The sequence below is a fragment of the Anaerolineae bacterium genome (assembly GCA_013178165.1).
Lineage (GTDB): Bacteria > Chloroflexota > Anaerolineae > Aggregatilineales > Ch27 > Ch27.
In genome coordinates this window covers 20,998-47,916 of sequence record JABLXG010000007.1, presented here as the reverse complement: position 1 = coordinate 47,916, position 26,919 = coordinate 20,998, and the positions used below count along the sequence as shown (strand labels likewise).

The following is a 26,919-nucleotide window of genomic DNA, read 5'->3' as shown; positions in this document are numbered from 1 at the left end:
AATCGAAAGGCATGATCCAATGACTGATTCGATGGAATCATTGCGCCGGGCTGCTGAACTGATCAAAGCCAACCGGCGTGCTGAGGCGGTGCAGGTGCTGCTGCCGGTGCTGAAGGCCAATGAGCAGGACGCCAACGCGTGGTGGCTGATGGCCAACGCTCTGACCGATCCTGATGACGCCCGCGAGGCGCTGGAGACCCTGTTACGCCTGCGTCCTGACCACGAAAAGGCGCAGCGGATGCTGGCCCGCATCAACGAGTTGTATCCGCGCCCGGCCCCGGAACCTGAGCCTGAGCCGGAACCCAAACCCGGCGAATTTGGCTCTGGAGATTCGGCTTCCGATCCGTTCGCCGGGGCCGATCTGTTTGCCGCGCCGGGAGCCAGCGCTCCACCGGTGGAGTCGTATACAGTGGCGGAGCAGGAAAGCGAGGAGGATCCCTTTGCCTTCGCACCTTCGCCCCAGGAGCGCGAGGCCGCTGCTCCGGCATACGATCCGTTTGGCCCGGCCCAGAGCTTTGGCCCGCCCGTTGCAGACGAGGAAGACCCGTTTGCGTTCGCGCCTCCGACCACGGAATGGCAGGCTGCTGCCCCGGCTTACGATCCTTTTGGGCCGGCCCAGAGCTTTGGCCCGCCGGCGGCAGAAACAGAAGAAGACCCGTTTGCTGTGAAGAGCGCAGCGGGGCAGCCTGCGGCGGAGGCACCCCGCCGCAAGACCCGCCCGCGCCCGGCAGAAGGCGATCTTTTCGGGGCGGCGGCGGGGACTGGGTCCCGGCCAGGCGCCAGAACGGCACAGCCGCGCCAGGCAAAACAGCGCCCCGCGGCTACAACTGCGCGGACGGCGACCACGAAAGGCACCAACCCGCTCGTCATCCTGCTGGCAGTGCTAGGCGGGCTGGTGCTGCTGGTGTGCCTGGGATGCCTGGCGCTGACGTATGTGCTCCCGACCATCGGCGTCAATGTCGCCCAGCAGGTGATCAGTCAGATCGATACATCGGGGGTTGTGGCGACTCTGCAGGCCGAGGGCTTTCCCATTGACGAGTCGGTGATGGGAACGCTGCAGGCAGGTGGGATATCCGAGATGATCGGGACGCTGGAGGCGGGCGGTGTGCCGCCGGTGCTGCAGACTCTGGATGCCAGCGGCGTGCTGAGCTTTGAAGCTATCGGCTCGCCTCTTCCGGCGGGGGTGATCGGGCGCGGCAGCCTGGGCTATGGCGAATCGCGGCGGGATACACTTGACGCCGGCCAGCAGCATGGCTGGACCTTCAGCGGCGGCAGCGGGGATCAGGTGGTGATTGAGCTGGTAGCCAGCGACGCCGGGAGCGGCTTTGACCCGGTTGTGGCGCTGTACGATCCGCAGAACCTGCAGGTTGCCTATAACGATGACGGATCCAGCGAGGGCTACGATTCGCGGCTGGAATTCACGTTGACCGGCAGCGGCACGTATACCATCCTGGTGCGTGAGTTTGCGTACAACGGCGGGAAGTACGAGTTGCGCCTGAACCGGCGTTAGCGGCCAGGCGACGACAGAGACGAGCCTGGAAACATGATCAGGGCGCGGCAGGATAACGCCGTGCCCTGATCTTGCGGGCTTATGGTAGTGGTTGTTTCCTCCGGATGGAATGCCCCACCATCATGAACAGGGATGCTCCGGCTGCGTCCAGACCGATGTCTGTGAGCGAGGCATGGCGGCCCGGTACGAGTGCCTGGTGCGCTTCATCCAGCAAGGCGTAGGCAAGGGCCAGTAACACGGCCAGGATTGCTGCCCGGCGGGCGGTCACGCCCCAGGCAACCAATGCCCGCGCCAGCAGCAGGGCTAGAACGCCATAGGCGATCATATGGGCGCTCTTCTTGATCAGGAATTCCCACAGGCCGGGGAAGACCGGCAACACGCCGGAGAAGTAGATCGTAAACGGGCTGGCTCCCGGCGGTGGACCATACTTGGGCTGAGCGGAAGCGACGAACATCATTAGCATGGCCGCCAGTACCGGCCCCCAGTGCCACACAAGCAGGCTGAGATAACGCCGCGTGATGTACCACATTCCGCTGTTCTCCCTCCGGTGCAGCCCGGATGTTTCCAGGGTTTCCCTGACTGCCCTGAGGGTAGCATGCGCCCGGTAGCGGTTCAATCGGCGCTATGGCGCTGACATCCTGATGAGCGCCTGACGGGGGCCTTGCGGGGCGCATCCAGGCCTGACGCGCCCCGTTCCAGCGGGCAGATGCTCATTCCTCCATCGTACTCACATCGCCTTCTGGCAGACCCATCGCCCGCGCCTTCAACACGCGGCGCATGATCTTGCCGCTGCGGGTCTTGGGCAGACTATCCACGAACTCGATCCTGGCCGGGACAGCGATTGGGCCAACCTCGTGGCGGACGTGTTCCTTCAGTTCCTGCTCCAGGGTGGGCGTGACGGCGTAGCCTTTGGCCAGCAGGCAATAGGCGTAAATGGCGTTGCCCTTGATCTCATCCGGCACGCCGATCACGGCGGCTTCTGCCACGGCGGGGTGGCTGACCAGGCCGGACTCAATCTCCGCCGTGCCCAGCCGGTAACCGCTGACCTTGATCACGTCATCGATGCGACCGATGATCCAGATATAGCCATCCTTGTCGCGGCGGGCGGAATCCCCGGCCAGGTACCAGCCCTGCTTGCGGTAGGCGCTCCAGTACTGGTCGATATAGCGCTGTGGGTCGCCGTAGACTGTGCGCAACATGGCAGGCCATGGCTTTTTGATCACCAGCATGCCGTCTACGCCGGGTGGGACGGAATTCCCCGCCTCGTCGACGATGTCCACCTCAATGCCGGGGAAGGGGCGGGTGGCGCTGCCGGGCTTGAGCCGGACGGAGGGCAGCGGCGTGATCATGAAGCCGCCCGTCTCCGTCTGCCACCAGGTATCCATGATCGGGCAGCGACCTCGACCGATCACTTCGTAGTACCAGCGCCATGCTTCCGGGTTGATCGGCTCACCGACGCTGCCCAGCAGACGCAGGCTGCTCAGATCGTGGCGGCTGGGCCAGGCATCGCCAAAGCGCATCAGGCCGCGGATGGCCGTCGGCGCGGTATAGAGGATGGTGATGCCGTAGTATTCGATCAACTTCCACCAGCGGTTGGGATAGGGGTGGGTCGGTGCGCCTTCGTACATGAAGCTGGTCGCGCCCAGGATCAGCGGGGCATAGACAATGTAGCTGTGTCCGGTGATCCAGCCCGGATCGGCAGCGCACCACCAGCGATCTTCATCTTTGAGGTCGAATACCCACTTCAACGTGGTGCTGACATAAACCTGGTAGCCGCCGTGGGTGTGCAGCACACCCTTGGGCTTGCCGGTCGTGCCACTGGTGTAGAGGATGAACAGCGGATCCTCAGAGTCCATCACTTCGGTCTCGGCGCGGGTGGCGGCAATTGGCAGCGCCCGCAGGTCGTGATACCAGTAGTCGCGCCCGGACTCCATGTAAACGTCCTGCCCGGTGCGCCTGACGACAATAATATGCTCGACAATCGGGGAACGCCGGACCGCTTCGTCAACGGTATCCTTGAGGGGCACGATCTTGCCGCGCAGCCAGGCGCCGTCACAGGTGACCAGCACGCGGCTCTTGGAGTCTTCGATGCGATCGGCAAGGGCCTGCTCGCTGAAGCCGCCATAGACGACCGAATGGACGGCGCCGATTTTGGCGCAGGCCAGCATGGCAAAGACCAGCTCCGGGACACGACCCATATAGATGGTCACCGTATCGCCTTTGCGGACGCCCATGCTGCGCAGGATGTTGGCGAAGCGGTTAACTTCCTGCCACATCCGCCAGTAGCTGAAGGAGCGAACATCGCCCGGCTCACCCTCCCAGATCAGGGCGACTTTATTGGCCCGCCAGGTGCCGATGTGCCGATCCAGGGCGTTGTGGGCGATGTTGGTCTTGCCGCCGACAAACCACCTGTAGAACGGGGCCTGACTATCGTCAAGGACCTTGTCCCAGGGCTGAAACCAGTCCAGTTCGCGGGCGCGCTCCGCCCAGAAGGCTTCCGGGTCGCGCTGAGCCTGGGCGTAGACCGCTTCATAGTCGGGGATGTGGGCGTTTCGGACGAGGTCTTCGGGCGGGTTATACCAGTGGTCATTGTTGCTGCTGGGCATATCAGTCATTTTGGAGTGCTCCGGGACACCAAAAGAACACAATAACGATATTCTTATGTATTATATGGACATTATCAGAAAATGGCGATTCAGAGATGGATCACGCAGACGACAGCAAAAAAACCCTGCCTCAACTCGAGGCAGGGCTAGACGAATCTGGCAGGCGGGGGGCAGTCGCTGGATGTTACCTGAGCGACAGCATGTAGGCGATCAGGTCGTTGACATCCTGCTCGGTCAGGTAATCAGCGTATTGCTGGAACATCAGGCTGTTGCCGCCGGCAGCGAAGATGTTTGTTGCTGTATTCGGCACCAGGTAGGCATTCGGCTCCAGGATCGATTGGCGCAGATACTCCTCCGCGCTTTGACCCTCGACGCGGGTCGCCGCACGCGCAGCGATACCCACCATGGAAGGGCCGATCAGGATCGTGTCCTGCTCGATCATATGGCAGGTGACACAGGCGGGCGCGGCCGCCTTGCCGTTGCGGAACAGCGCTTCTCCGTTGACCGCGTCGCCGATGCTGGCTGGAGTCGCTGTAGGTGGGATCGAGGTAGGGGTGCTGGTGGCGGTGGCCGTTGCAGTGGGGGGTACCTGCGTTGGCGTTGCGGTGGGAGGTAGCTCGGTTGGCGGGATGTCGGTGGGTGTAGCGGTTGGCTGCAGGCTGATGGCCGCGCCTTCTGCCGGCTGAGTCATACGCTGTAGAACGGCTGGGGCCAGGGTAGCTGGCTCGCGGGTGGGTTGCACCTCGCTTACCGGCGTAGCGAAAGTGCCACACCCCGTCAGGGTCAGGGTGATCATCACGAGGATAAGGACACGGCTGAAGGGCTGAAAGGGCATAGCTGGACCCTCGCTTGTTCATCGCACAAGGAAGCACACCCGGCGAGTGTAGCGCTTTCCGACCAAAACAGCCAGCATTGATTGTGAGGTACAGGTAAGACCTAGCAGTCATTTTAGCGGCAGCCTCACCCCTTGCCCCTCGTGCTGCTTCGTTCTGTGAGCGGCGGAAGGGCCAGGGGTGAGGTTGCTGGAGAGGCAATTGGCAGCGGTTATCCGGTTGCCAGTCAGGCGGGGGATCAGGCCGGTTTGCGCGCCGTGATCCGTGCGCTGAAGATACGCGGCATGCCTGAAGTGGGGGTGATAATGCTGTCTGCGTCTGCTTTGTCGACGACCGTGATCTCGACAAACCCAGCGGTGCGCATCAAAGCGGTATAGCTCTCAACATCGATCGCACCGGTCACACATTCTGCCCAGTGGTCAAGTTGTGCCTGCAGCTCAGCGCCGAAGTCCCCTGCAGTCACGATATCGCTGATTGCAATGCGCCCACCGGGCTTGAGCACCCGGAACGCCTCGCGGAAGACCGCGGCTTTGTCCGGGGAGAGGTTGATCACGCAATTGGACATGATCACATCAACGCTGGCGTCTTCAACCGGCAGGGCCTCGATCTGGCCCCGGCGGAATTCGACGTTGGCCATCCCTAACCGCAGCCGGTTGGCCTCGGCGCGCTCCAGCATTTCCGGTGTCATATCGACGCCGATCACATGGCCCTGTGGCCCGACCTGCCGGGCAGCCAGAAAGCAGTCAATCCCGCCGCCGCTGCCCAGGTCCAGCACGGTCTCACCGGGCCTGAGGGCGGCAATGGTGACCGGGTCGCCGCAACCGAGGGAGAGGTCAGTGACACTGGCGGGTAGATTCTGTAGCAGGGCCGGGTCATACACCATCGAGCTGCAGCTGCAACCGGCGGATGAATCGCCGCAACAGCTGGCCGCGCTCAGTTTCAGTTCCGGGTCGGCCTGGCGGGCGATCCCGGCATAGTGATCGCGAACGGCGTCGTGGATGGCACTGCGCTGGTCGGTCATGATACCCTCCAATGTATAGATGTTCATCAATGCTTTTCGCCAAAAAAAGAGAGGCAGGCGGTCTCCCCTCACGAGTCGGCGTCTGGTCCCACGATCACTTCCGGGCGGATAACCGGCGCTTTCCCGGCGTAATCCGGCGCGAAGGTGCGCAGCAGGGTGCCACAGCACACGGTGAGCCGGGCCTGGTTGAGCGTATAGAATCGCTGGCGGCCTTCCTGCCGGACGAGCACCAGATCAGCTTCCTGCAGGACTTTGAGGTGGTGGCTGACGGTGGGCTGGCTGACCCGCCCTCCCAGCCGTTCAACCACGTCATTCACGCTCAGCCAGACGCAGCACAGGTGCCCCATGATCTCCTGCCGCGTCTCGTCGGCGATCGCTTTGGCGAAAAGGACTGACTCCAGGTTCATGGCTGGACATTATATAGATAACTGTCAATATGTCAAGGATTTGCCTGTCTGAGATCGATCAGCTGTCCTGGAGCGTGATGTCCCAGGCAGCCAGGTCAGCAATAAAGCGGTGAGCGGTCAGGTCCAGGTGCAGCGGCGTCAGGCTGGCGTAGCCGTTGTGGACAGCCCACAGGTCGGTACCCTCCTGGTTGTAGACACCGGTGGGTACTTCCCCGACGATCTGGAAAATGTTGCCATCGCGGGAGAGGGCATCGCGGTAGATGCGGATCCCCTGGCGGGTCAGCCGCAGGCCCCGGACGGTGTGGCCATCCGGCACGTTCAGGTTGAGGATGGTTAACGGCGGCAGGCCTTTTTCCAGCACGCGGGCGGCGATCCTGACGGCGATGGCCGCGGCAGGCCGGTAGTCCTCCACGTTATCGGCGCGGTGGTTATCCAGCGACACGGCGATGGCCGGGACGCCGTGAATCACCGACTCAAACGCGGCGGTGACGGTGCCGCTATAGGTGATGTCCTGGGCCATGTTGGGGCCACGATTGATCCCGGAGACGACTAGGTCAGGCGGCCAGGGTGTCGCGCCCAGGGCAGAGATAGCGATGCAATCGGCAGGAGAGCCGCCTACCGCATAGGCCGGGGTGCCATCGGCCAGGACAGTTTCATGCATGGGGATGTCCTGGAAGAGCGTTTTCTTGTGGCCGACGGCGCTCTGGTTGACAGCAGGGGCGACGATCTGGACAGTGCCCAGCGTCTTAAGCGCCTGGACCAGCGCCAGCAACCCAGCGGCCTGGACGCCATCATCATTGGTGACGAAGATGTGAGGCATGACAGTCGAATCTCCCGGCAAGGTAATGCTCATCGGTGCAGTTGCGGGTCGTAGGATACCATCATCGCCAGTGGTAGGATAGACTTAATTGCCAGTCGGCTGCCCCTGCCAGGAGTATGCCTGTGAGCGATATTGTTGTCGTGATCCTCAGCGATTCCGAATGGGGGGAGGAACTGGTCTCTATTGAAAGCTCCTGCCGGGTGGTGCGCTATCCGTTGACAAGCGATGCAGAAGGGTATGTCAGGCGGTTGGCCGCGGATCTGCCGGCGGTGATCGTGGTCGATGGCTCGCGCAGCGACTGGCGCCGGTGGGTCACCGCATCCAAGACCAGCCCGGCCACGCGGCGCATTCCGGTGGCGCTGGTGGCCGATGATCCGGCCCTGGTTGCTGCGGGGCGTGACGCCGGTGCGGATGATGTGCTGCCACTGACGGGCCTGGGGCAGGCGCTGTCTTGCCTGCTGGCGCGCCGCGAGCAGGGACGGCGGCAGGTTAGCGCGGCGCTGGAGAGCCAGTGTGCGGAGCCGTTGCCACCGGAGGCGCTGGAAGGCATCCGCCGCTTCAATGCCGGCGAATATTACCGGCAGCATGACCTGTTTGAGGCGCTATGGATGGTGGAGCGCGGGCCGGTGCGTGATCTCTACCGGGCGATTTTGCAGGTCGGCGTGGCCTACTACCAGATCACGCGGGGCAATCATCGCGGGGCGCTGAAGATGCTCCTGCGCAGCCTGCAGTGGCTCGCGCCGCTGCCGGATATCTGCCAGGGGGTTGATGTGGCCGGGTTGCGCGCGGATGTGGCGCAGGTGAGGGCGGCGCTGGAGGGTATGGCTCCGGAGGAGATCGCCCAGTTTGACCGCAGCCTGTTGCGGCCGGTACGGCTGATCAACGGGGAAGGGCGGGATAGTTCCATCGCAGAGTCGAAGGACACTGGCGAAGAGGAAAGCAGTCATGGGGGTTGAAGGGCAGATTCTGGGCGCGCTGGGAATATTCGCGCTGCGCATTCTGGGGGTGTCGATTTCCACCGTGCGGATGCTGATCACGGTGCGGGGTCGCCGGTTGCTTTCGTCGGTACTGGGTTTTTTCGAGGCGCTGATTTTTGCGGTAGCGCTGGGCAGCGTGGTCAGCCAGCTGAATAACCTGTGGAATCTGACGGCCTATTGCCTGGGTTTCGCCGTCGGGACGTATATCGGTATGCTGCTGGAAGAGCGTTTCGTGACCAACTTCGCGACGGTTAATGTGGTATCTGCTCATCATGCCCATCAGATCGCCGAGCAGGTGCGCAAGGCCGGGTTTGGCGCGACCGAGTCTCTGGGGCATGGTGTCAGCGGGGTGGTTGGCTCCGTGCGGATCGTGGTCAGGCACCGGGACATTCAGCGCGTCATCGACTGTGTGAACAACGTTGATCCGCGCGCCTTCATCACGCTGGACGAGACGCGGGCGGTGCGCCGTGGCTACCTGCCCGATGGACGCAGCCGTATCTGAAAAGACAATGTGGGCGTCAACCCTTCTGGCTGACGCCCACCGTTGTAGCCATTGCGGAGGCGCTAGCTGTAAGCGGCGATCAACTCTTCCAGTTTGCTACGGTCAACCTGCGGGTAAGCTTTAAGCATGTCGTTGAACAGGTTCATGTAGCGGATGACTTCTGGCTTTGTGTAAGCCTCAAAGCGCAGCGTGATCGCCGGTTGCGTATTGCTGGCCCGCACCAACCCCCAGCCTTGCTCGAAAATCGCCCGCGCCCCATCTACATCGACGACCTCGTACTTTTCTTTGAGTTTGGCGGCCAGGGCACTGATGATGTGCCATTTTTCTGCGTCCGGCGTACTCAAGATGATCTCCGGCGTGGCGACCAGGCTGGGCATCCCGGCCAGCAGTTCGGAGAAGCTTTGATCGCTCTTGCTGAGGATTTCCAGCACCTTGAGCGACACCAGCGGGGCATCATCGAAGCCGTAGTAGTCTTCGCCAATGAAGATGTGCCCGCTGACTTCTCCGCCCAGCGGAGAGCCGATCTCGTTCATCTTGGCTTTCATCAGGCTGTGCCCGGCCATCCACATGACCGGGTGGCCGCCATGCTTCTTGATCTCATCGGCCAGCGCCTGGGACGACTTGACGTCAAAGACAATGCTGGAGCCGGGGCGGCGGCTGAGCAGGTCACGGGCCAGCAGGGCCAGCAGGCGATCTGCCGCGACATGGTGCCCACGCTCGTCGATCGTGCCGCAGCGGTCGGCGTCGCCGTCGAAACCAATGCCGATATCCGCGCCGTGCGCGATCACCGCAGCTTCCAGGTCCTTGGTCAGCTCCGGGTCTTCGGGGTTGGGCAGGTGATTGGGGAAGGTGCCATCGGGTTCGCAAAACAAGCAGATCACTTCAACACCGAGTGATTCCATGATCGCCGGCATGTAAGCGCCGCTCAGACCGTTCCCGGCGTCCACGACCGCCTTAATCTTGCGGCTGCCCAGCTTGACCTTGCTTTTGACTGTCTCCAGGTGGCGGTGGATCATGTTGAGGTCCTCAGTGATCCGCCCATTGCCGGAATTAAAGTCGTCGGCTTCGATCATCTCGCGCAGCGTCTGGATCTGGTCGCCATAAAGTGCTAGCTTGCCATGGGCCAGCTTGATCCCGTTGTAGTCTGTGTTGAGGTGGCTGCCGGTGATCATCACCCCACCGGAGCGTGGCCCATGGGAAGCGGTGGCGAAGTAGACGGTCGGCGTCAGGACCTGGCCGATGTCGGTGACATCGACGCCGCTGGCGGCGACACCTTCGATCAGGGCGGCGCGCAGAGCGGGGGAGCTTTCGCGGTTGTCGCTGCCGACATAAACGCGCTCGATGTCATGGTGGCGCTTCATGTAGGTGCCGTAGGCCCTGCCGACCAGCCGGGCGAAATCCGGGGTCAGGTCAGGATCGGCGCCGGTGACAAGGCCGCGAATATCATACTTACGGAAGACATGGCTCTTGACCTGGGTCATGCTCTGCCCTTTCCTGGTGCGCTCAGCGGTATCTGTTGGCGTCAATTTTAGCACCTGTTGCGCAGTCGACGATATCGATCTGGGCTGAATCGCTCTGGCCGGCCTGGATAACCAGCCGGCACAACGCCAGCGCCCGCTCGATTACCTCATCCATCGACGATCGCGGGCCGCCTTCCACCATCGCCCGCAGCAGGTTCGGCTCCGTGCCGCTGTAACGCATATTGACGCGCCCCTGGTGGTCGAAGGCGGCCAGGGTTTCGTCCACCAGTGGCTGCAACGCCGGGATGCCTTCCAGCGGCACCTGGCGGGTCAGATGGGTGGAGACGATCACCTGCGGGTAGCGGGGCATGGCGCAGGCAATATCTTCCAGCAGGGTGCGCTGGCGGGCAATCAGGGCGGCCACCTGCAGGCCAATGTAGATGCCATCCCCGGCGGTGTGTTCGGCGTCCAGCAGGATGATGTGCCCGGCCTGCTCCCCGCCCAGGCGAAAACCTCCGGCACGCATCCGTTCCATCACGTACCGATCGCCGACTTTGGTGCGTTCCAGAGTGATGCCGCGCTGGCTGAGGTAGTGCTCCAGGCCGCTGTTGCTCATGGTCGTAGCAACCACTGTCGGGCCAGGCAGATCGCCGTGTTGTAGGAGATGGTCGGCCAGCAACGCCAGGATGTGATCACCGTCGATTAACGTACCGCGTGGCGTCAGGAAGATCACGCGGTCGGCGTCGCCATCGAAGGCAATACCAACATCTGCGTTGCTGTCGGCGATCATTGCTCGCAGCGTCTCGCTGTGCCGCCGGACATGCTCACTGCCGCTGCGCACATTGATGTTGTCGCCTGTCGGCGCAGTACCGAGCGCTGTGACGGCGGCCCCCAGCCGGGCGAAGGCTTCCGGCGCGATGGCGTAGGACGCCCCGTTAGCGCAGTCCAGTACCACGGAAAGCCCCTGCAGCGCGTCCGGGGCCAGGCCGGTCAGGAGGTGCTGCAGGTAGCGGCTGCGGTGCTGTTCAGCACGATGCACCCGGCCGAAACCGCTGGAGATGGGTGGGTCGGCCAGATAGCGCATGATCAGAGCCTCGATGGCCGCTTCCGCTTCGTCGCTGAGCTTGAAGCCATCGCTGCCGATCACCTTGATCCCATTCTGATCGGCGGGGTTATGACTGGCGGAGATCACGATGCCCAGGCTGTAGCCCAGGGCGTGAGTCAGGTAGGCGATGCCGGGCGTGGTCATCACGCCGACGTCATCGGCGGCTATGCCTTCGGCGGTTAGCCCGGCCAGCAGGGCATGGGTGATCTGCTCGCCGCTGGGGCGGGTATCCCGCCCGATGATAGCTGTTGGCGCGGCGGCGTTTTCCCGTAACCAGCGGCCGATAGCTCTGCCGGTCGCCAGCACTGCCTCCGGAGAGAGGGGGTACGTCCCGGCGACGCCGCGAATGCCGTCCGTTCCGAATTCGATAGGACTATCCATCGCTTGCCTCATGCTTGATAAGACCGGTTGAACACAACAGGATAACAGCGCCCGCTGACCAGCGCCCGCTGCTAATGGATACAGCTTAACTGCAACGGGGGATTGCGCGCAAGCGCGGCAGCCCGGCCAGTTGACCGGGCTGCCGAGGGAAGCGCGGGTCAGGTTTGCTCCGGCCTGGCGGTCTTGAAGATCAGGCCGTTCTTGCCCGCCGTGATGTGAATAGCCGTACCGGGGGCGGGGTTCTCCTTGAGCAGGAAGTCAGCCAGCGGCTCGCGCAGGTGCTGGCGGATGATCCGGCGCAACGGTCGCGCGCCCCATTCGGGATGATCGTTCTGGTCGAGCATCCAGCGCCGGGCGCGATCGGTGAATTCCAGGATCAGGCCCCGTGTAGCGGCCAGGCGCGCTTCAGCGTTGAGCAGCAGGTCAAGGATTTGCGCCAGGTGTTCAGCGCTCAGCGGGTGGAAGATCACGATCTCGTCCAAGCGGTTGAGGAATTCCGGGCGGAAGTGAGCATGTACTTCCTCCATCACGGCTTCCCGTACTTCCTCCGTGATTTCAGGGACGGCCAGATATTCGGCGCCCAGGTTGCTGGTCATGATGATCACGGTTTCGCTGAAGTTCGCTGTGTTACCCCGACCGTCAGTCAGACGGCCTTCCTCCAGCACCTGGAGGAGGATATCCAACACGCGGGGATGGGCCTTTTCCACCTCGTCGAAGAGCACGATCAAATAGGGCTGCTGGCGGACGCGCTCGGTAAGCTGGCCGCCTGCCTCGCTGTCCACATAGCCAGAGGGGGAGCCGATCAGACGGTTGACCGTGGACTCGTTCTGGAACTCGCTCATGTCGAGCTGGAGCATGGCATCTTCGCTGCCGAACATGAATTCGGCCAGGGCTTTGGCCAGTTCAGTCTTGCCGACGCCGGTCGGACCGAGAAAGAGGAAGCCGCCGATGGGGCGTTTCTTGTCCTTGAGGCCGACCCGAGCGGTCTTAACGGCGCGGCTGACGGCCAGCACCGCCTCCTCCTGACCGATGATGCGCTCGTGCAGATGCTCAACCATCCGGGCGTAGCGGTTGCGCTCGTCCTCGCCCAGTTTGCTGACGGGGATGCCGGTCATCTGGCTGGCGGCCAGGGTGACATCTTCGGCGTCCAGGGTGCTATCGAAGCCGTTTTCTTTCTCCGGCTTGAAGGCGATGTGTTGCTGGCTGCCCATGTTGACCAGCGCCGCGGCGCGGTGGAGCAGGTTCTCCGCGCTGCGCGGGAGGGGCGTGCCGGACATGTAGCGATTGGCCAGGGCGGCGGCCATGCTCAGTGCATCGTCGGTGATCGTGATGTCGTAATCGGCGGCCAGTTGCGGCTTGAGCGTCTGCAGGATGAGCACCGTTTCTTTTTCATCCGGTGCGGGGACGCGCAGGCGCTGGCTGTGCTCATGCACTGCCGGGATAGCAGCCAGTACCTCGTTGTAGATCGCTTCGGTGGTTGTGCCAATGATCACGGGATCGCTGCTCAGAAAGGCTTTCTGCAGGTCAGCGGGCACTTTGGGCTGGCGCAGGCGCGTCTGCTGGTCAAAGAAACGGTCGATTTGCGGGATGAACAGGATTCCGCCGGTCGCCTTGTTGATCCCGGCGCGGATGGCCCGCACCGGATCATCCAGCAGGGCGGTCTCGTCGATCTGCACCAGCCGGTCTAGCCCCAGCGGGCCTTTGCCTTCGGCGATCAACAGAGCCAGGCTGTACGCCAGGGTGCGTTTGCCGACGCCTTCTTGCCCGATCAGGATGACATGCCGGTTGACTCGCTGGGCGAGCATGTTGATCAGTTCGGTCAGCAACGCCTGGCGGTAGTGAACGGGACGCTTTTCTCCGGCGCGGGCCAGCGCCACGTAGTCAACGGCGGTGCCGCCCATTTGCCGGGCGACAGCTGAGGCGCTGGCGGACTTGGCCGGGCTGCCGCCGATCAGGCTGAGCATCGCTTCCGGCGTGATGCCATACTGGGCCAGGATGCCGCCTGTGCCCAGCCGCTTCTGGCTCATGGCGGCCAGCAGGTGGTCGGTGCGCACGTAGACCTCGTTGCTCTGCTCGGCATAGGTCAGGGCGTCGTCAATGGCGATGATCATCTGGCGGGAAAGCTGCACCGCTTTGTTGTCGCGGGTGATGAAGGCCAGGTCGCCAGGGAGATCGCGGCGGCTTTCCACGGCCAGGCGGGTCTGGCGGGCCAGGCGGGTCAGATCGACGTTATTGCTGGCGGCAAATCGTTGCAGCAGGGCATGGCCCGGCGTGTCCTTGGCCTCGATCAGGGCCAGCAACGCCATTTCCGGGAAGATGTTGTTCTTGCGGTAGCGGTCCATCAGGGCCGCGGTGTCATTCAGCAGGGCGGCGGTATCTGGCGCCAGCAGGTTGGGGTTGAGCGTTGCTCCCATGTCTTGACCCTCTCAAGTGCCGGGGCACGATCTGTTCGGAGGATGGCGCTATTGCGCCGCGAATCACTACGTCACAATCGGCCAAAAGTCGCTGCGGGAACGAATCACCGGTCAGGCAAACAGCCTTGCCAGGAGACGCCTCGCCTCAGGAGTATAACATACCCTGCTGCAGTCAGGGCAGGCGGAGGCCGCTGCCGGCCATGAGGGCCGGGCCAAGATTCACCGGCAGTACGCCCGTGACCGGTTGGGCGCCAAACAGGGCCGCGCAGGCAGCATCAATGGCTGCGGGCAGGGGGGTATAGACGGCCATGTAACCGGCAATATCCGGGAATTGCTGCCAGTCATAGGGGGAGCGAAGCGCCACGGCGATAGTCTTCTCCGGAGGCAGGGCGTGGACCAGGGCCTGCAGGTCGGGATTCTGCGCTGCATCAATGGTGAAGACGATCACGATTTCCGCCGCCCGCGCGGCCTCGACCGCCCAGCTACGCTCTTCCGCGGTTGGCCCCAGCGAGACGCCGACAAAGCGCAGGGCAGGATGATAAGCTTCACAGGTGCGGGCGATACTCGGCAGGGTGGCCGGGTAGATCAGGGCTACGTGTTGCTCGGTGCTCAGCGGGATGGCGCCCGTCTGGTCGTAGGCCAGTGTCACCGCGGCGGCGAGGAGTTGCGACACCAGTTGTTCATGGGTGTCGTGGTTGATCCGCTGACGGGCCGTTGCCGGGTCCAGGGGCGACCAGTCCAGTACGCCGAACTGTGTCTTGAGACGCAGGATACGCCGCACCGAGTCTTCGATCCGTTCTAGCGGGAGGGTGCCATCCTCGACGGCGCGCACCACGGCTTCGATGGCCGCCTGCTGTGTCTCCAGGCTGACGTGCGGTCCCGGCGTGATCAGGTCTGCGCCGGCCTGCAGCGCCAGCAGGGAAGCATGGGCCAGGCTGTAGCGCAAGTCGATGGCATCCATATCCAGGGCGTCGGTCATGATCAGGCCGTCAAAGCCGAGTTCCTGGCGGAGCAGACCGCTGACGATTGGCGCCGATAGACTGGCCGGGGTGTCTGGCGCCGGGTCAAGGGCAGGGTAAGCGACATGAGCGACCAGGATCGCCCCCACATCGGCGGCGATTGCCTGCCCGAAGGGGGCGAGTTCTACGACGTCCAACCGGGCGCGATCGTGCGGGACGACCGGCAAGGTGAGGTGAGAGTCATCGCTGGTGTCACCGTGGCCGGGGAAATGCTTGGCGGTGGCCAGTACTCCGCCCTCCTGCAGCCCCCGGATCATGGCGGCGGCCATGGCGCCAACCAGCGCTGGATCGGCACTGAAGGCGCGGCGGAAGATCACAGGGTTGTCCGGGTTGGTCTCCACATCGGCGACCGGGGCGAGGTTCATGGTAATGCCCACAGCGCGCAGCTCTTCCGCCGTTGCCAGCCCGATGCTCTGCGCATAGGCTGGGTCGCCGGTAGCCGCTATGGCCATACTGACCGGGAAAGCAGTAAAGGCGTTTGCTTCTGCAGTGGCCAGTCGGGAAACCGGGCCGCCCTCTTGATCAATGGCAATCCAGGCCGGGACCGCGCCCGGCTGGGCAATGATCGCGGCCTGGATGTCATTGGTCAGGCGGGTGATCTGTTCCGGTGTGCTGGTGTTGTAGCCAAACAGGATGACGCCGCCGGGAGGGTAGCTGGCCAGGAAGTCAGCGCCGTCCAGGGTGAGGACTTCCCCCCACAGGCTGACCATGAACAACTGGGCAACCTTCTGAGTGGTGGACATCCCGGCGAGCAGACGATCGATCTCGTCGTCCTGAGCGTGGACAGGCGGCACGCAGAGCCACGGCAGGATCAGCAGCCCTACCAGCAACAAGACGCCCGGCGCAGGCGGCCAGCGTCCGGGTCGGGGCGGCATTGCTAATCCTGCATGCCGGGCAGATCGGCCAGGCGGTAGCCAATACCGCGAATGTTCACCACCAGGTCCGGGTCCTGGCCGGCGGTCTTGAGCTTGCGGCGCAGATTACTGATGTGGGGGCGGATGACTTCCCGCGCTTCTGGCTCGTCGATGGAATAACCCCGCACCTCGCGCACTAGCTCGTGGCAGGGGACAACCCGTCCACGGTGCACGGCCAGGTAAAGCAGCAGGTCAAATTCGGTGGGCGTCAGGTCGATGGGCTGCTCGCCAATGGCGATCTGGTAACGACCGGGGAAGATGGTCAGCGGACCCAGAGTCATGGTGTTGATCGGTGTCGCAATCGGAGTGACCGGGGCGTGTGCTGGCTCAGTCGGCGTTTCGCGGGCAGCGGGCGACTTGGACTCTGCGACATGGGCTAGCTCAGCCACGTTGTTTTGAATGGCATCCAGCAGGGCGCGCCGCCGCTTGAGGTTGCGGGCACGCTCAATGCCGCGCGCCACGCTGTCGCGGATGTCCTGGCTGGAACTGGGCTTGATCAGGTAGTCGTGCGCGCCCAGCCGCAGGCTTTCCACGGCGGTATCCAGACTGGCGTAGCCGGTGAGCAGGATGACAATGGCCTCCGGTGCACTTTCCCGGACGCGGGCCAGCAGTTCCACGCCGCTGATACCAGGCATGCGGATGTCGGTCAGGATGACGTCATAGTTCTGCCGGGCGATCATCTCCAGCGCTTCTTCGCCGCTGGCCGCGGAGTCAACCTGGTAGCCGACACGCTGCAGCGTCTTGGTGATGGAGTAACGGATGGCGCTTTCGTCATCTACGACCAGAATGTGGGCGGTTTCGTTATCTGTAGTCATAGGTTCTCGGCGTCTTTTGCATTAGTCGCTAATATACAGGCCGTCAAGGGTACCTTAACTATACTTCATTTTATCTATGACTGCAAATTAATGAGTTTATTTAGGATAGCTTATTGACTTTTAGAATCGTTCCCAGCGCAGCAGGAGCGCCGTCTGGGCGCGATCGGTGAGCGCATACGGCTGGGCAATCCGGCTGTGCGGCCCGGCAATCACCCAAGCGATTGCGCCACCAGCGGTCAACAACGGCAAGCGGTCGCGGATGCCGGCCGGCATGCGAGCGTTGATCAGGAAGTCTTTGACCTTCTGGGTTTGTCCGGCCAACCCGAATGGCTGAAAGCGATCGCCAGGCTGCCGGGTGCGCAAAGCCAGTGAGGTCCCTGGTGGGATGGCCAGCGTGGCCGTCAGCGGCTGGCCGTGGAAGGCCGTCGGATTCTCATCGGGGGCCAGCCAGCGAACCTCCAGTGCCCAGGGGCAATCCGGCAGCGCGGTACAGCCGGGCACAGCCACCGGCACAAGCATTCCCGGCTGGAGTAGCGGCCAGTCGGGAAGTGAGGTTAAAGCGTCTACCCGCTGCAAAATCAGGTGGTCATACTCAACGCGCAGCAGGAAGCCGCCGGGTAAATCGGCCTGCTGGCCGGTGACGCCCTGGCGGGCCACCCGGAGCGCCTTTTCCAGCGCCGGATAGCTGATCTCTCCCCCGGCAGGAGCCAGCTGGCGCAGCGCCAGCCGTAACATCCCGCGCTGGCTGCTTACACAATACTCGTCGCTGCGGAAACGGCTGAGGCTCAGGATGATGCGATCGGCCCGGCGGCTGACCAGGCAGGTGGCCAGCGCCGCGCTGAATTGCGCTTCAAGCGCTGCATAGTCCGCGGCAAGGGTTTCAGCGGTCCGGGCCAACCGTTCCCGGATACCGGGTGTCAGGCGTTCCAGCAGGGGAAGGACCTCATGGCGGATGCGGTTTCGAAAGTAGGTCAGGTCGGCATTGGTTTTGTCGTGGCGGGCAGCCAGTCCAAAGGTGTCACAATACGCTTGGGTAGCGGCGCGGGAGATGCCCAGCAGCGGGCGGAGCAGCGTCAGGCCGGGCGGCAGGCTGTCGCCGGGCAGCAGATAGGCGGCGGTCAACGGCGTAGCCGGTTGCATGCCGCGCAGCCCGGTCAGGCCGCTACCGCGAATCAGATGCATAAGGATGGTTTCCGCCTGGTCGTCGGCGGTGTGGCCCAGAGCAATGGCCGCCGCGCCTGTGGCCGCGGCGACGCGAGCCAGGAATGAATAGCGAGTGCGGCGGGCGGCTTCCTCAATGCTCAAGTTGTGCCGGGCGGCCAGCGCAGCGACGTCGACGCGCTCACAGGTCGCCGGGAGGCCCCAGTCTGCCGCAGTTTGTGCCACGAATTCGGCGTCAGCGCGGCTGTCCTCGCCGCGCAGACCGTGATCGAGGGTGGCGATATGCAGCCGCAGGCCCAGTTGCGGGCTGGCGCGGTGTAGCAGGTGCAACAGGCATAGCGAGTCCGCACCGCCGGAGACGGCTACCACCAGCGGGCGGCCCATCGCTAATTGGCGGGGTAGGCTGTGACGCGCCAGCGCTTTCAGAAATTCAGGAAGCAAGTCCATGTTTTCAGTATAGTGCACGGGCGGGGGGAGGTCGAGGCCGGGTTGTGCGAAGCGAAGAAGCGATTTTGGGTACAAAACGGGATAGAATCGTGACTGTTGCTGAAGATGAAAGGATGCTTAAATTGAAGGGCGCAGCGGTGAGCGCAGTAGTTGGGCCGTGATCCGTATGCTATAATGCCCAGTCGTGTCTTCCTGCACGACGTGAAGGAGACTAAATCGACTGTGTTGAGTCCACTAGATTGGCTACTTGGCCTTTTCTCCCTCGATATTGGCATTGACCTGGGCACGGCAAACACGCTGGTCAGTGTGCGGGGGAAGGGCATTGTCATTAACGAACCATCCTACGTTGCCATTGAGAAGAAAACACGCCGTCCCCTGGCTATCGGGCGTGAAGCCAAGGAGATGGTTGGCAAGACTCCGGCCAATATCGTTGCTATCCGCCCGCTGCGTGATGGCGTGATCAGCGAGTTTGACATCACCGAGGCCATGCTTGACTACTTCATCCGCAAGGCCCATGAGCAGACCTGGGTGCCGGTCCCCCGTCCGCGGGTGGTGGTGGGGATTCCCAGCGGCGTGACCGAGGTGGAAAAGCGGGCCGTCTACGACGCGACGATGAGTGCTGGCGCGCGGGAAGCCTTCCTGATCGAGGAGCCGGTTGCCGCGGCTATCGGCGCCGGGCTGCCGATTACCGAGACACACGGCTCTATGGTCGTGGATATCGGCGGCGGCACTACAGAAGTGGCCGTTTTTTCGCTCGGCGGGATCGTAATCAGTCGCTCGATCCGGGTGGCGGGCGATGAGCTGGACGAGGATATCGTGCAATATATGCGCAACAAATACAACCTGCTGATCGGCGACCGCACAGCGGAGCGGGCCAAGATCGAGATCGGCTCTGCCTATCCGTTGCCGGAAGAACGCACGATCACGCTGCGGGGCCGCAACCTGGTCACCGGCTTGCCGGAAGCGATCGAAGTCAGTTCGATCGAACTGCGGGAAGCGCTAGCTGGCTCGGTGAGCATCATCGTCAACACGATCAAAGAGGCACTCGACGCGACACCACCCGAACTGGTCGCCGACCTTATGGAATCCGGTATCTGCATGGCGGGCGGCGGGAGCCAGCTCAAGAGCCTGACGGAACGCGTGGCCGAGGAGACGAACATCAAGGTCTGGCTGGCCGACGATCCGATGACCTGCGTGGCGCGTGGCGCTGGCCGCATTCTGGAAGACTATGACAACCTGCGGCGGTTGCTGGTCGGCCTGGAGCGTGGCAGCACGCAACACTGATTGGCGCGGCCCCGCTCGCCGGTTAGCGGCCGTCAGAGTGGCCGGCGCTGACGGCAGATGACACCGGATCGTGTACCGGATTTCCACTGGCAGAGTCTATGTATCGTTCAAACCGCCTGCTGCTGTTTGTGATCAGCGTCGTCCTGTGCGGAATCCTGATTGCGCTGAGCGTGGCAGGCCTGACTGCCCCGGTGGGTAACCTGCTGGCGGTTCCCCTCCAGTGGGTGGAAGGCATTGCCAACGGCTTGGTCATGCGTACCAGCGGGCTGGCAGAAGATATCCTGACCATCCAGCAGCTTGAGGAGCGTAATCGTAGCCTGGAGGCCGCGCTGGCGGCATACCAGGCGGAGATCGTAGAATTGCGCGAGATCCGCCACGACTACGACCGTATCGCCGCATTGCTGGAATACACCCGCGCCCGCCAGAATGAGGAATACCTGGTGGCTGATGTCATTGGCCGCGACATTAGCGCTTTCACCCGCGTGATCTTCATCAACCGCGGTGCCCGCGATGGCGTGACTGAAGGGATGCCGGTGGTTACAGAAAAGGGTCTGGTGGGTCGGGTCACCCAGGTCAGTGCGAATGCCGCCCAGGTGTTGCTGATCACGGATCCGATCAGCGCCGTGAATGCTCGCCTGCTGAATTCCCGCGCTGAAGGTAGTGTGCTGGGGCAGGCGGGCGGCCTGCGGATGACCTATATCGATCTGAACGCGACTCTGCAGGAAGGTGATACGGCCGTAACTTCCGGCCTGGGTGGGAACTTCCCGGAGGGGATCATCATCGGCCAGGTGACCAGCATTCGCCAGTTCCAGTTTGAGTTGTTTCAGGAGGCGGAAATTCGTAGCCTGAACGACTTTGACCGCCTGGAGACGGTGCTGGTCATCACCAACTTCCAGCCCGTAGATCTGTCCGTGTTTGAAAGACCGGGCTAGACCCCCAGCGGAGCCGATCGATGGGTGGGTATCTGAGTATTCCCGTGCTGGCATTGGCCGTCGTGATTCAGGCTACGGTGTTGCCGGAGTTGCGCATTGCTGGCGGGGCGCCGGATCTGCTGTTCCTGCTGGTGCTGGGGTACAGCCTGCTGCAGGGCTTCGAGCGTGGCGTTGTATGGGCCATTGTGGGCGGCCTGCTGCATGACCTGGTCTCCGCAGTGCCGGAGGGGGTAACCTCGCTGGCGCTGGTCACAACGATTGGCGCAGTGGCGTTGATTGTTGGCCGGAATGCCCCGCGTAATCTGGTGATCCCGCCGTTGCTGGCCGCTGGCGCAACGGCGCTGTATCACGTTGTTGTGCTGGTGAGTCTGCTATTGGTCGGGCGACCGCTGCCGATCCCGGCGTTACTGATGTATGTGACTGTGCCGACGGCGGTTTATAATCTGGTGTTGATGGTTCCGGTCTATCACCTGCTGGCAGGTCTTTCCCCGTCACGGCGTCCGCGTCCACTGGACGACCGCCAGCGGCGGCTATGAAGGTGATGGCCGGGCCGCTGGAGCCTGTGCTATGCGAAGGATTATCCTGCCGTTCCAGGGTTGGCGGCTGACCTTTTTCGGTGCGATTGTTTTCTTCTCCTTCCTGATCCTGCTGATCCGGCTCTATGATCTGCAGTTTGTACAGGCGGAGATCTGGACGCTGCAGGCCGAGGAAAACCGTCTCCAACTGCTCCCCATTCCCGCGTCCCGCGGTGTGATTTATGACCGGAACGGAACACCGCTGGCCCTCAACGTGCCTGCTTTCAATGTCACGATCGTCCCGGCGGCAATCCCTGAGGACGATGAAGCGGCACTGGCCATCTACAACCGGCTATCCGCCCTGATCGATGTGCCCCCGACCCGCGCCGCTGCCGAGGCAACCGGCCGGTTCAACCAGCGTAGCTTGGAAGGGATGGTCGAGGAGGGCGCTGGTATCGAGCCGTACCGGCCGGTCATCGTGGCGCAGGACGTGCCGCGCAATGTCGCCCTGCGCATCCTGGAGGATCGCCTGCTGTTGCCCGGTGTGGGGATCGAGGTCGCGGCGGTGCGCGAGTATCCCTCCGGCACAACCACCTCGCAGATCATCGGCTATCTGGGGCCGATCCCGGCGGAGGAAGCCGAGGCGCTACAGGAGCAGGGCTACAATCCGGCCTTTGACCGCATCGGGTACGCCGGGGTGGAGTTCTTCCTGGAAAACGAACTGGCTGGGCGGCGGGGCAGCCGCCTGCGGGAGGTCGATGTCGCTGGGCTACCGCTGCGCGTGGTCCAGCAGGAGGATCCGATTCCGGGTCGCAACGTTCGGCTGACACTTGATCTGGAGTTGCAGCAGGCCGCGGAAGAGGCGTTAACTCGCCGGATCAATATCGTCAACAGTGAAGCGGGCAAGGTGATCACGCAATCGGGTGCGGTGATTGCTATGAATCCGCAGACAGGTGAAGTGCTGGCGATGGTCAGCTGGCCTTCGTATGACAACCAGCGCTTCGCGCGGAGTATTGACGGCGAATACTACTTCCAGCTGTTCGACAACCCGCTGCTGCCGCTGATCAACCATGCCATCCAGTCCCTGTACCCACCCGGTTCTGTCTGGAAGCTGATCACGGCAGTAGGCGCTCTGGAAGAAGGTGTCATCGACGTCAACACCGAACTCTCTGATCCCGGGCGGCTGGTGCTGCCGAACAGTTACGCCCCCAATGATCCGGCAGCTTCCCAGACCTTTGTGTGCTGGTTGCGGTCCGGGCACGGGCGGCTGGCCATGATACAGGCTATTGCCCAGAGTTGTGACGTGTATTTCTACCAGGTCGGCGGCGGCAACCCGGAAGTTTCGCCGGCAGCGCTCAAACCCGGCGGTCTGGGGATCGATAATCTGTACCGCTATGCTACTGCCTTCGGTATTGGCTCCGAACTGGGTATCGAATTGCCTGGCGAGATCGCCGGGCGGATGCCCGATCGTGACTGGAAGCGCCGCACCTACGGTGAGAACTGGTCAACCGGCGATACCTATAACGCAGCCTTCGGGCAGGGATATGTGGTGACGTCGGTACTGCAGCTGGTCAACGCTGTGGCAGCGATTGCCAATGGTGGGACGGTCTACCAGCCAACGATCATCCATAGCTTTCTGGATGGCGAGGGCAACGTCCTGGAGGGTTTCACGCCGCACGTCAACCGCACGTTAGTCAAGCCACCCCCTGGCCAGGATGCCGTGTTGTTCATGCAGGAGGACATGATCATTCAGGGGCAGAACAGTCTGGTCTGCCGGTGTGAGCCGGATAGCCCCTTCTACGATCCGGCCCGCTGTGATCCGCAGAACTACCGGGCTACGCTTGATTGGCAGGGCGAAACGATCCCGTACACGGTCAATGTGCCGCGCAATTATGTCTTCAATGGCGGCGTTTGCGACCGGACACAATTCAACCCGGATTACCTTCCGCCATTTGTCAGCCCGGAAACCCTTGCCATCGTTCAGCGGGGCATGCGCGAGACCATCATCAATGGCACCGGGATGAAGGCCGCGCTGCCATACGTGGAGGTAGCGGGCAAGACCGGCACGGCTGAATACTGTGATGATATCGCCCGGCCGCTGGGACTGTGCGTCCCCGGCAACTGGCCAGCGCACGCCTGGTTTGTGGCGTATGCACCCTATGAAAACCCGGAAGTGATCATCATCGCCTTTGTCTATAACGGCGGCGAAGGATCGCTAGTGGCATTGCCGGTTGTGCGCGACACGATGGAAGCATACTTCCGGTTGAAGCAGGCGCGCGGCTCATAATGCCCGTAGCGCAAGAGCCAAAAATGAGTATAGTAGTGGACAACACTCAGAACCTGAGACGGAGTGATTCCGGCTGACCGCGCGACTGATACAGGTGGTGGCATGTCAGGCAACAAACCCCTCGAAATCAAGGGTACACGGGATGGGCTTGTCGTTTACGTGTCTCCCGAAGCGGCGTGGGATGAGGTGGCCCGCCAGCTGGCCAATGTTATCGATCGGCAGCGCGACTTCTTCCGCGGGGCGCGTCTGGCGATCGATGTTGGGGAGCGCTCGGTGCGCCGGCAGGAGTTGAGTCTGTTGCAACATGTGCTGGCGGATCGTGAAGTGAGCCTGTGGGCGGTGCTGAGCGGCAGCCTGACAACCCTGACGACGGCGCGGAAACTGGGGGTAGCGACAACGCTGGAGGCCCCTGTGCCGGAGCGTTCACCTGGCGAACGGCTTCCGGCGGGGATTGCCGAGACGCTGTTGCGCGTCCAGGAAGATGACGGCGCCCCTCCGCCGATCAACCCGGAAGAAGTGGGCACGATCGGTGTGCTCTTCAAGCGGACGCTGCGCAGCGGGCGCACGATTCACAGCGATGGGCATGTGGTAGTACTTGGGGATGTCAACCCCGGTGCGGAAATCATTGCCGGGGGGGACGTGATTGTCTGGGGACGATTGCGCGGCGTTGTCCACGCCGGTGCGCAGGGCGACGAAGGCGCAACCGTCTGCGCGCTGGATATGACTCCTATGCAACTGCGGATCGCCGGGTATATCGCTACATCCCCCAAGGAGCAGCGGCGGGAACCTCGCCCGGAAAGCGCCAGGATTCGCGGCAACCGCATTGTGGTGGAAGCATGGAATTGAGCCAGGACTCATCTCAAGAACTGATGGAGAGCCTATGGGCGCACGAGTGATAACCGTTACATCTGGCAAGGGCGGTGTGGGCAAAACCACAGTTACGGCGAACCTCAGTGTCGCCCTGGCCGCGCTCAACAAGAAGGTGGTGGCGATTGACGCCGATATTGGCCTGCGCAACCTGGATGTCATCCTGGGGCTGGAAAACCGCATCGTCTACGATCTGGTGGATGTCGTTGAAGGGCGCTGCAAACTGCGCCAGGCCATGATCAAGCATAAATCCTACCCGGACCTGTATCTGATCCCTGCTGCTCAGACCCGCGACAAGACTGCGATCAGCCCGGCGGATATGGTGGACATTGCGCAAAAACTGCGAGAGGACTACGATTTTATTCTGATCGACTCGCCCGCCGGGATTGAGCGCGGCTTCCGCAATGCGGTAGCTCCGGCTGATGAAGTGTTGATTGTGACTAACCCCGAGGTTTCCGCCGTCCGGGATGCTGACCGGATTATCGGCCTGCTGGAGGCTGAAGAGAAAGGCCCCGGCCAGCTCATCCTCAACCGGCTCAAGATGGATCTGGTCAAACGCGGCGAGATGCTCTCCACCAATGATGTAGTGGAGATCCTGTCGATCAAGATCATCGGGGTTGTGCCGGAAGATGAAACCGTGCTAACCTCATCGAATAAGGGGGAACCGGCAGCCGGAGATCCAAACTCCAGGGCCGGGCAGGCGTTCCGCAACATTGCCCGCCGCCTGCTGGGCGAGGATGTCCCGCTGATGGCCCTGGATCAGGAACAGTCTTTCCTGAAGCGGTTGTCACGGCTTTTTAGCGGCAATTCGGCAGGCATGGGATAGCAGGAGATAGCGTCCATGAGCAGCCTAATCGATCGCCTGCTGGGGCGGAGCAGTACCGGTTCCGCAAAGATTGCCAAGGAGCGCCTGCAACTGGTGCTGGTGCACGATCGCCTGGATCTTTCCCCTGAGAAGCTCAAAGAGATGGAGGAAGAAATCCTGGCGGTGATTTCCAAGTATGTGCAGATTGACCGCGAAAACGTGGAGATCACGGTGGAGCAGCGCAAGCGCGATAGCTGGCTGGTGGCCGATATCCCGCTGGCGATTGATGACTCGCGCGGGTAGGCGACGGTCTGGGCTGCGTGGCGGCGCGGCGGGTTGCTCTTGACAGGAGCTGGCAAGTTGGGGAAGCTTGGGGCGGCGTCGAAGACGCGGCCCTTTTGTTTGGCGATAGGCTTTGGGTTGGTCCAATCTGGTATCTACCTGGATAGGGTTCCTGTGGCATGAATGGTACCGGGGTAAGTATTTGGCGACGGTTTGACTTCATTTTGTTCAGCGCGGTCGTACTGCTGGTCATCTACGGGGTGCTGATGATCCGCAGCGCCACCCTGGATGCAATCGATCCTGACCTGATCAACCGCGTGCCCCGGCAGATCCAGTATGCGGTAGTCGGGTTCGCGGTGCTGTTGATCATGACCGCAATTGATTACCGGTTGATCGGCGCACTTTACCAGTGGATCTACGCGCTTGTCCTGGTGTTTCTGGGGCTGGTGGCCTTCTTTGGGCTGGTTGGCGCGGCGGGGGCGCAACGCTGGCTGAATGTCGGCATCCCCATCCAGCCCTCGGAGATCAGCAAGGTGCTGCTGGTGATCGCCCTGGGCCAGCATCTGAGCAACAATTACACCCGTTTTAGTGACCTCAAGACGGTGTTTGTATCTTTGCTGTACATTGGGATTCCGGCGTTGCTGGTCTTTCTGCAGCCCTCGCTGGGTGTTACCGTGGTGATCATGACTACCTGGATGGTGATGGCCTGGGCGGCGGGCCTGCGCTTAAAGCATATTCTGATTTTCGCCCTGGTGATGTTGATCTTGCTGCCGGTGCTCTGGATCAACATGGAAGACTACCAGCGCCAGCGGATCATCAACTTTGTAAACCCGGAAGCTGATCCCAGTGGGCAGTACAACATCAACCAGGCGCTGATCAGCATCGGTTCTGGCGGATTGCTGGGCAAAGGTTATGCCCAGGGCACGCAGACGCAGTTACGCTTCCTGCGGGTGCGGCATACAGACTTCATTTTCAGCGTCATCGCCGAGGAACTGGGTTTTGCCGGGGCGGTGCTGGCGCTCGGTCTGATCGCGATCGTGTTGTGGCGCATCCTTTATGTGGCAAGGGTTGCCGCCGATCCCTTCGGTAGCCTGCTGTGCTACGGCGTGGCCAACCTGATCTTCTTCCAGACTTTTGTCTCGGTGGGCATGAATCTCAATCTGTTGCCTGTCACCGGCCTGACCCTGCCGTTCATCAGTTCAGGTGGTAGCTCCCTGTTAACCCTGCTGCTGGGTATCGGGCTGGTGGAGAGCGTGTACGTCCGGCGGCCGCCACGCGGCTGAGGCCGGACCCGGCAACCGCCGTTCAACGATCTTGACAGCCCTCCGCACCCGCCCTATAATCACGGTCAATCGGCGGGTATAGTTCAGCGGTAGAACGTCAGCTTCCCAAGCTGAATGTCACGGGTTCGAATCCCGTTACCCGCTCTTGACGGGGGGCGTGCGGCGTCCCCCGTTGTGATTCCAGGTCACCTTGACAGGCTAACCCCTTCGTGCAACAGTAGTGAGGGCGCACGGCCTGGTGTGCGCGGCAAAACCGGATCATCGAACAGAAA

23 protein-coding genes and 1 tRNA gene are annotated in these 26,919 nt (G+C 62.4%); 12 read left to right on the top strand and 12 right to left on the bottom strand.

The genetic code is table 11. From position 1 onward, the window contains the following. Nucleotides 1-19: 19 nt before the first annotated feature. Nucleotides 20-1,510: a hypothetical protein gene (locus HPY64_07495; GenBank protein NPV66972.1), complete on the top strand. Its 1,491-nt coding sequence runs from the start codon at nucleotides 20-22 to the stop codon at nucleotides 1,508-1,510. A gap of 79 nt (nucleotides 1,511-1,589) precedes the next feature. Here HPY64_07495 and vanZ read toward each other — a convergent pair whose 3' ends face one another. The 6 genes from vanZ to surE all read right to left on the bottom strand — a co-directional run bounded on the left by vanZ (nucleotide 1,590) and on the right by surE (nucleotide 7,197). Further along, the gene (gene vanZ / locus HPY64_07490; GenBank protein NPV66971.1) at nucleotides 1,590-2,039 is read right to left on the bottom strand and encodes a VanZ family protein; all 450 of its coding nucleotides are present in this window, start codon (nucleotides 2,037-2,039) and stop codon (nucleotides 1,590-1,592) included. Nucleotides 2,040-2,220: 181 nt separating this feature from the next. Beyond that, entirely contained in the window at nucleotides 2,221-4,125 is a 1,905-nt protein-coding gene (gene acs, locus HPY64_07485; protein ID NPV66970.1) for an acetate--CoA ligase, read from the bottom strand. Nucleotides 4,126-4,300: 175 nt separating this feature from the next. Next, entirely contained in the window at nucleotides 4,301-4,951 is a 651-nt protein-coding gene (locus HPY64_07480; GenBank protein ID NPV66969.1) for a c-type cytochrome, read from the bottom strand. 236 nt (nucleotides 4,952-5,187) lie between these two features. Then, a complete protein-coding gene (gene arsM, locus HPY64_07475) occupies nucleotides 5,188-5,970 on the bottom strand; it encodes an arsenite methyltransferase (GenBank protein ID NPV66968.1) in 783 nt (260 codons plus the stop codon). A 68-nt stretch (nucleotides 5,971-6,038) separates the two neighbouring features. After that, complete coding sequence (locus tag HPY64_07470) at nucleotides 6,039-6,377, bottom strand: winged helix-turn-helix transcriptional regulator (protein NPV66967.1); 339 nt, start codon at nucleotides 6,375-6,377, stop codon at nucleotides 6,039-6,041. A gap of 58 nt (nucleotides 6,378-6,435) precedes the next feature. Further along, entirely contained in the window at nucleotides 6,436-7,197 is a 762-nt protein-coding gene (gene surE, locus HPY64_07465; protein ID NPV66966.1) for a 5'/3'-nucleotidase SurE, read from the bottom strand. A gap of 122 nt (nucleotides 7,198-7,319) precedes the next feature. On the opposite strand from surE, the gene HPY64_07460 reads away from it, so the two are divergent. Together HPY64_07460 and HPY64_07455 are read left to right on the top strand one after the other, a co-directional pair. Beyond that, nucleotides 7,320-8,153, top strand: coding sequence for a DUF309 domain-containing protein (locus tag HPY64_07460; GenBank protein ID NPV66965.1), 834 nt, complete (start codon nucleotides 7,320-7,322; stop codon nucleotides 8,151-8,153). Next, the gene (locus HPY64_07455; GenBank protein ID NPV66964.1) at nucleotides 8,143-8,676 is read left to right on the top strand and encodes a DUF2179 domain-containing protein; all 534 of its coding nucleotides are present in this window, start codon (nucleotides 8,143-8,145) and stop codon (nucleotides 8,674-8,676) included. The genes HPY64_07460 and HPY64_07455 overlap by 11 nt, the downstream gene beginning before the upstream one ends. Before the next feature lie 62 nt (nucleotides 8,677-8,738). Here HPY64_07455 and HPY64_07450 read toward each other — a convergent pair whose 3' ends face one another. The 6 genes from HPY64_07450 to tilS all read right to left on the bottom strand — a co-directional run bounded on the left by HPY64_07450 (nucleotide 8,739) and on the right by tilS (nucleotide 18,392). After that, nucleotides 8,739-10,157 (bottom strand): phosphomannomutase/phosphoglucomutase, encoded by a 1,419-nt coding sequence (locus HPY64_07450; protein ID NPV66963.1) that lies wholly within the window; start codon nucleotides 10,155-10,157, stop codon nucleotides 8,739-8,741. 22 nt (nucleotides 10,158-10,179) lie between these two features. Beyond that, nucleotides 10,180-11,622, bottom strand: coding sequence for a phosphoglucosamine mutase (gene glmM / locus HPY64_07445; protein ID NPV66962.1), 1,443 nt, complete (start codon nucleotides 11,620-11,622; stop codon nucleotides 10,180-10,182). Nucleotides 11,623-11,780: 158 nt separating this feature from the next. After that, complete coding sequence (locus HPY64_07440) at nucleotides 11,781-14,036, bottom strand: ATP-dependent Clp protease ATP-binding subunit (protein ID NPV66961.1); 2,256 nt, start codon at nucleotides 14,034-14,036, stop codon at nucleotides 11,781-11,783. A 172-nt stretch (nucleotides 14,037-14,208) separates the two neighbouring features. Continuing rightward, nucleotides 14,209-15,930 (bottom strand): hypothetical protein, encoded by a 1,722-nt coding sequence (locus HPY64_07435; protein ID NPV66960.1) that lies wholly within the window; start codon nucleotides 15,928-15,930, stop codon nucleotides 14,209-14,211. Between the two features lie 2 nt (nucleotides 15,931-15,932). Further along, a complete protein-coding gene (locus tag HPY64_07430; protein ID NPV66959.1) occupies nucleotides 15,933-16,784 on the bottom strand; it encodes a response regulator transcription factor in 852 nt (283 codons plus the stop codon). A gap of 120 nt (nucleotides 16,785-16,904) precedes the next feature. Then, nucleotides 16,905-18,392, bottom strand: coding sequence for a tRNA lysidine(34) synthetase TilS (gene tilS / locus HPY64_07425; GenBank protein ID NPV66958.1), 1,488 nt, complete (start codon nucleotides 18,390-18,392; stop codon nucleotides 16,905-16,907). A 174-nt stretch (nucleotides 18,393-18,566) separates the two neighbouring features. Between tilS and HPY64_07420 the strand changes: the two genes are divergently transcribed. The 9 genes from HPY64_07420 (at nucleotide 18,567) to HPY64_07380 (ending at nucleotide 26,791) form a co-directional block, all read left to right on the top strand. Next, the gene (locus tag HPY64_07420; GenBank protein ID NPV66957.1) at nucleotides 18,567-19,676 is read left to right on the top strand and encodes a rod shape-determining protein; all 1,110 of its coding nucleotides are present in this window, start codon (nucleotides 18,567-18,569) and stop codon (nucleotides 19,674-19,676) included. A gap of 98 nt (nucleotides 19,677-19,774) precedes the next feature. Further along, nucleotides 19,775-20,608, top strand: coding sequence for a rod shape-determining protein MreC (mreC, locus tag HPY64_07415; protein ID NPV66956.1), 834 nt, complete (start codon nucleotides 19,775-19,777; stop codon nucleotides 20,606-20,608). A 20-nt stretch (nucleotides 20,609-20,628) separates the two neighbouring features. Beyond that, nucleotides 20,629-21,144 (top strand): rod shape-determining protein MreD, encoded by a 516-nt coding sequence (gene mreD, locus HPY64_07410; GenBank protein NPV66955.1) that lies wholly within the window; start codon nucleotides 20,629-20,631, stop codon nucleotides 21,142-21,144. A 31-nt stretch (nucleotides 21,145-21,175) separates the two neighbouring features. Further along, nucleotides 21,176-23,410 carry a penicillin-binding protein 2 gene (gene mrdA / locus HPY64_07405; protein NPV66954.1) on the top strand — a complete coding sequence of 745 codons (2,235 nt, stop codon included), beginning with the start codon at nucleotides 21,176-21,178 and terminating at the stop codon, nucleotides 23,408-23,410. A 102-nt stretch (nucleotides 23,411-23,512) separates the two neighbouring features. Beyond that, a complete protein-coding gene (gene minC, locus HPY64_07400; GenBank protein NPV66953.1) occupies nucleotides 23,513-24,256 on the top strand; it encodes a septum site-determining protein MinC in 744 nt (247 codons plus the stop codon). A gap of 34 nt (nucleotides 24,257-24,290) precedes the next feature. Beyond that, nucleotides 24,291-25,103 (top strand): septum site-determining protein MinD, encoded by an 813-nt coding sequence (minD, locus tag HPY64_07395; GenBank protein NPV66952.1) that lies wholly within the window; start codon nucleotides 24,291-24,293, stop codon nucleotides 25,101-25,103. Nucleotides 25,104-25,118: 15 nt separating this feature from the next. After that, entirely contained in the window at nucleotides 25,119-25,385 is a 267-nt protein-coding gene (gene minE / locus HPY64_07390; GenBank protein NPV66951.1) for a cell division topological specificity factor MinE, read from the top strand. Between the two features lie 203 nt (nucleotides 25,386-25,588). Next, on the top strand, nucleotides 25,589-26,647 hold the full coding sequence (locus HPY64_07385; GenBank protein ID NPV66950.1) for a rod shape-determining protein RodA: 1,059 nt from the start codon (nucleotides 25,589-25,591) through the stop codon (nucleotides 26,645-26,647). Between the two features lie 72 nt (nucleotides 26,648-26,719). Next, nucleotides 26,720-26,791: transfer RNA gene (locus HPY64_07380), tRNA-Gly, on the top strand. Nucleotides 26,792-26,919: the final 128 nt, after the last annotated feature.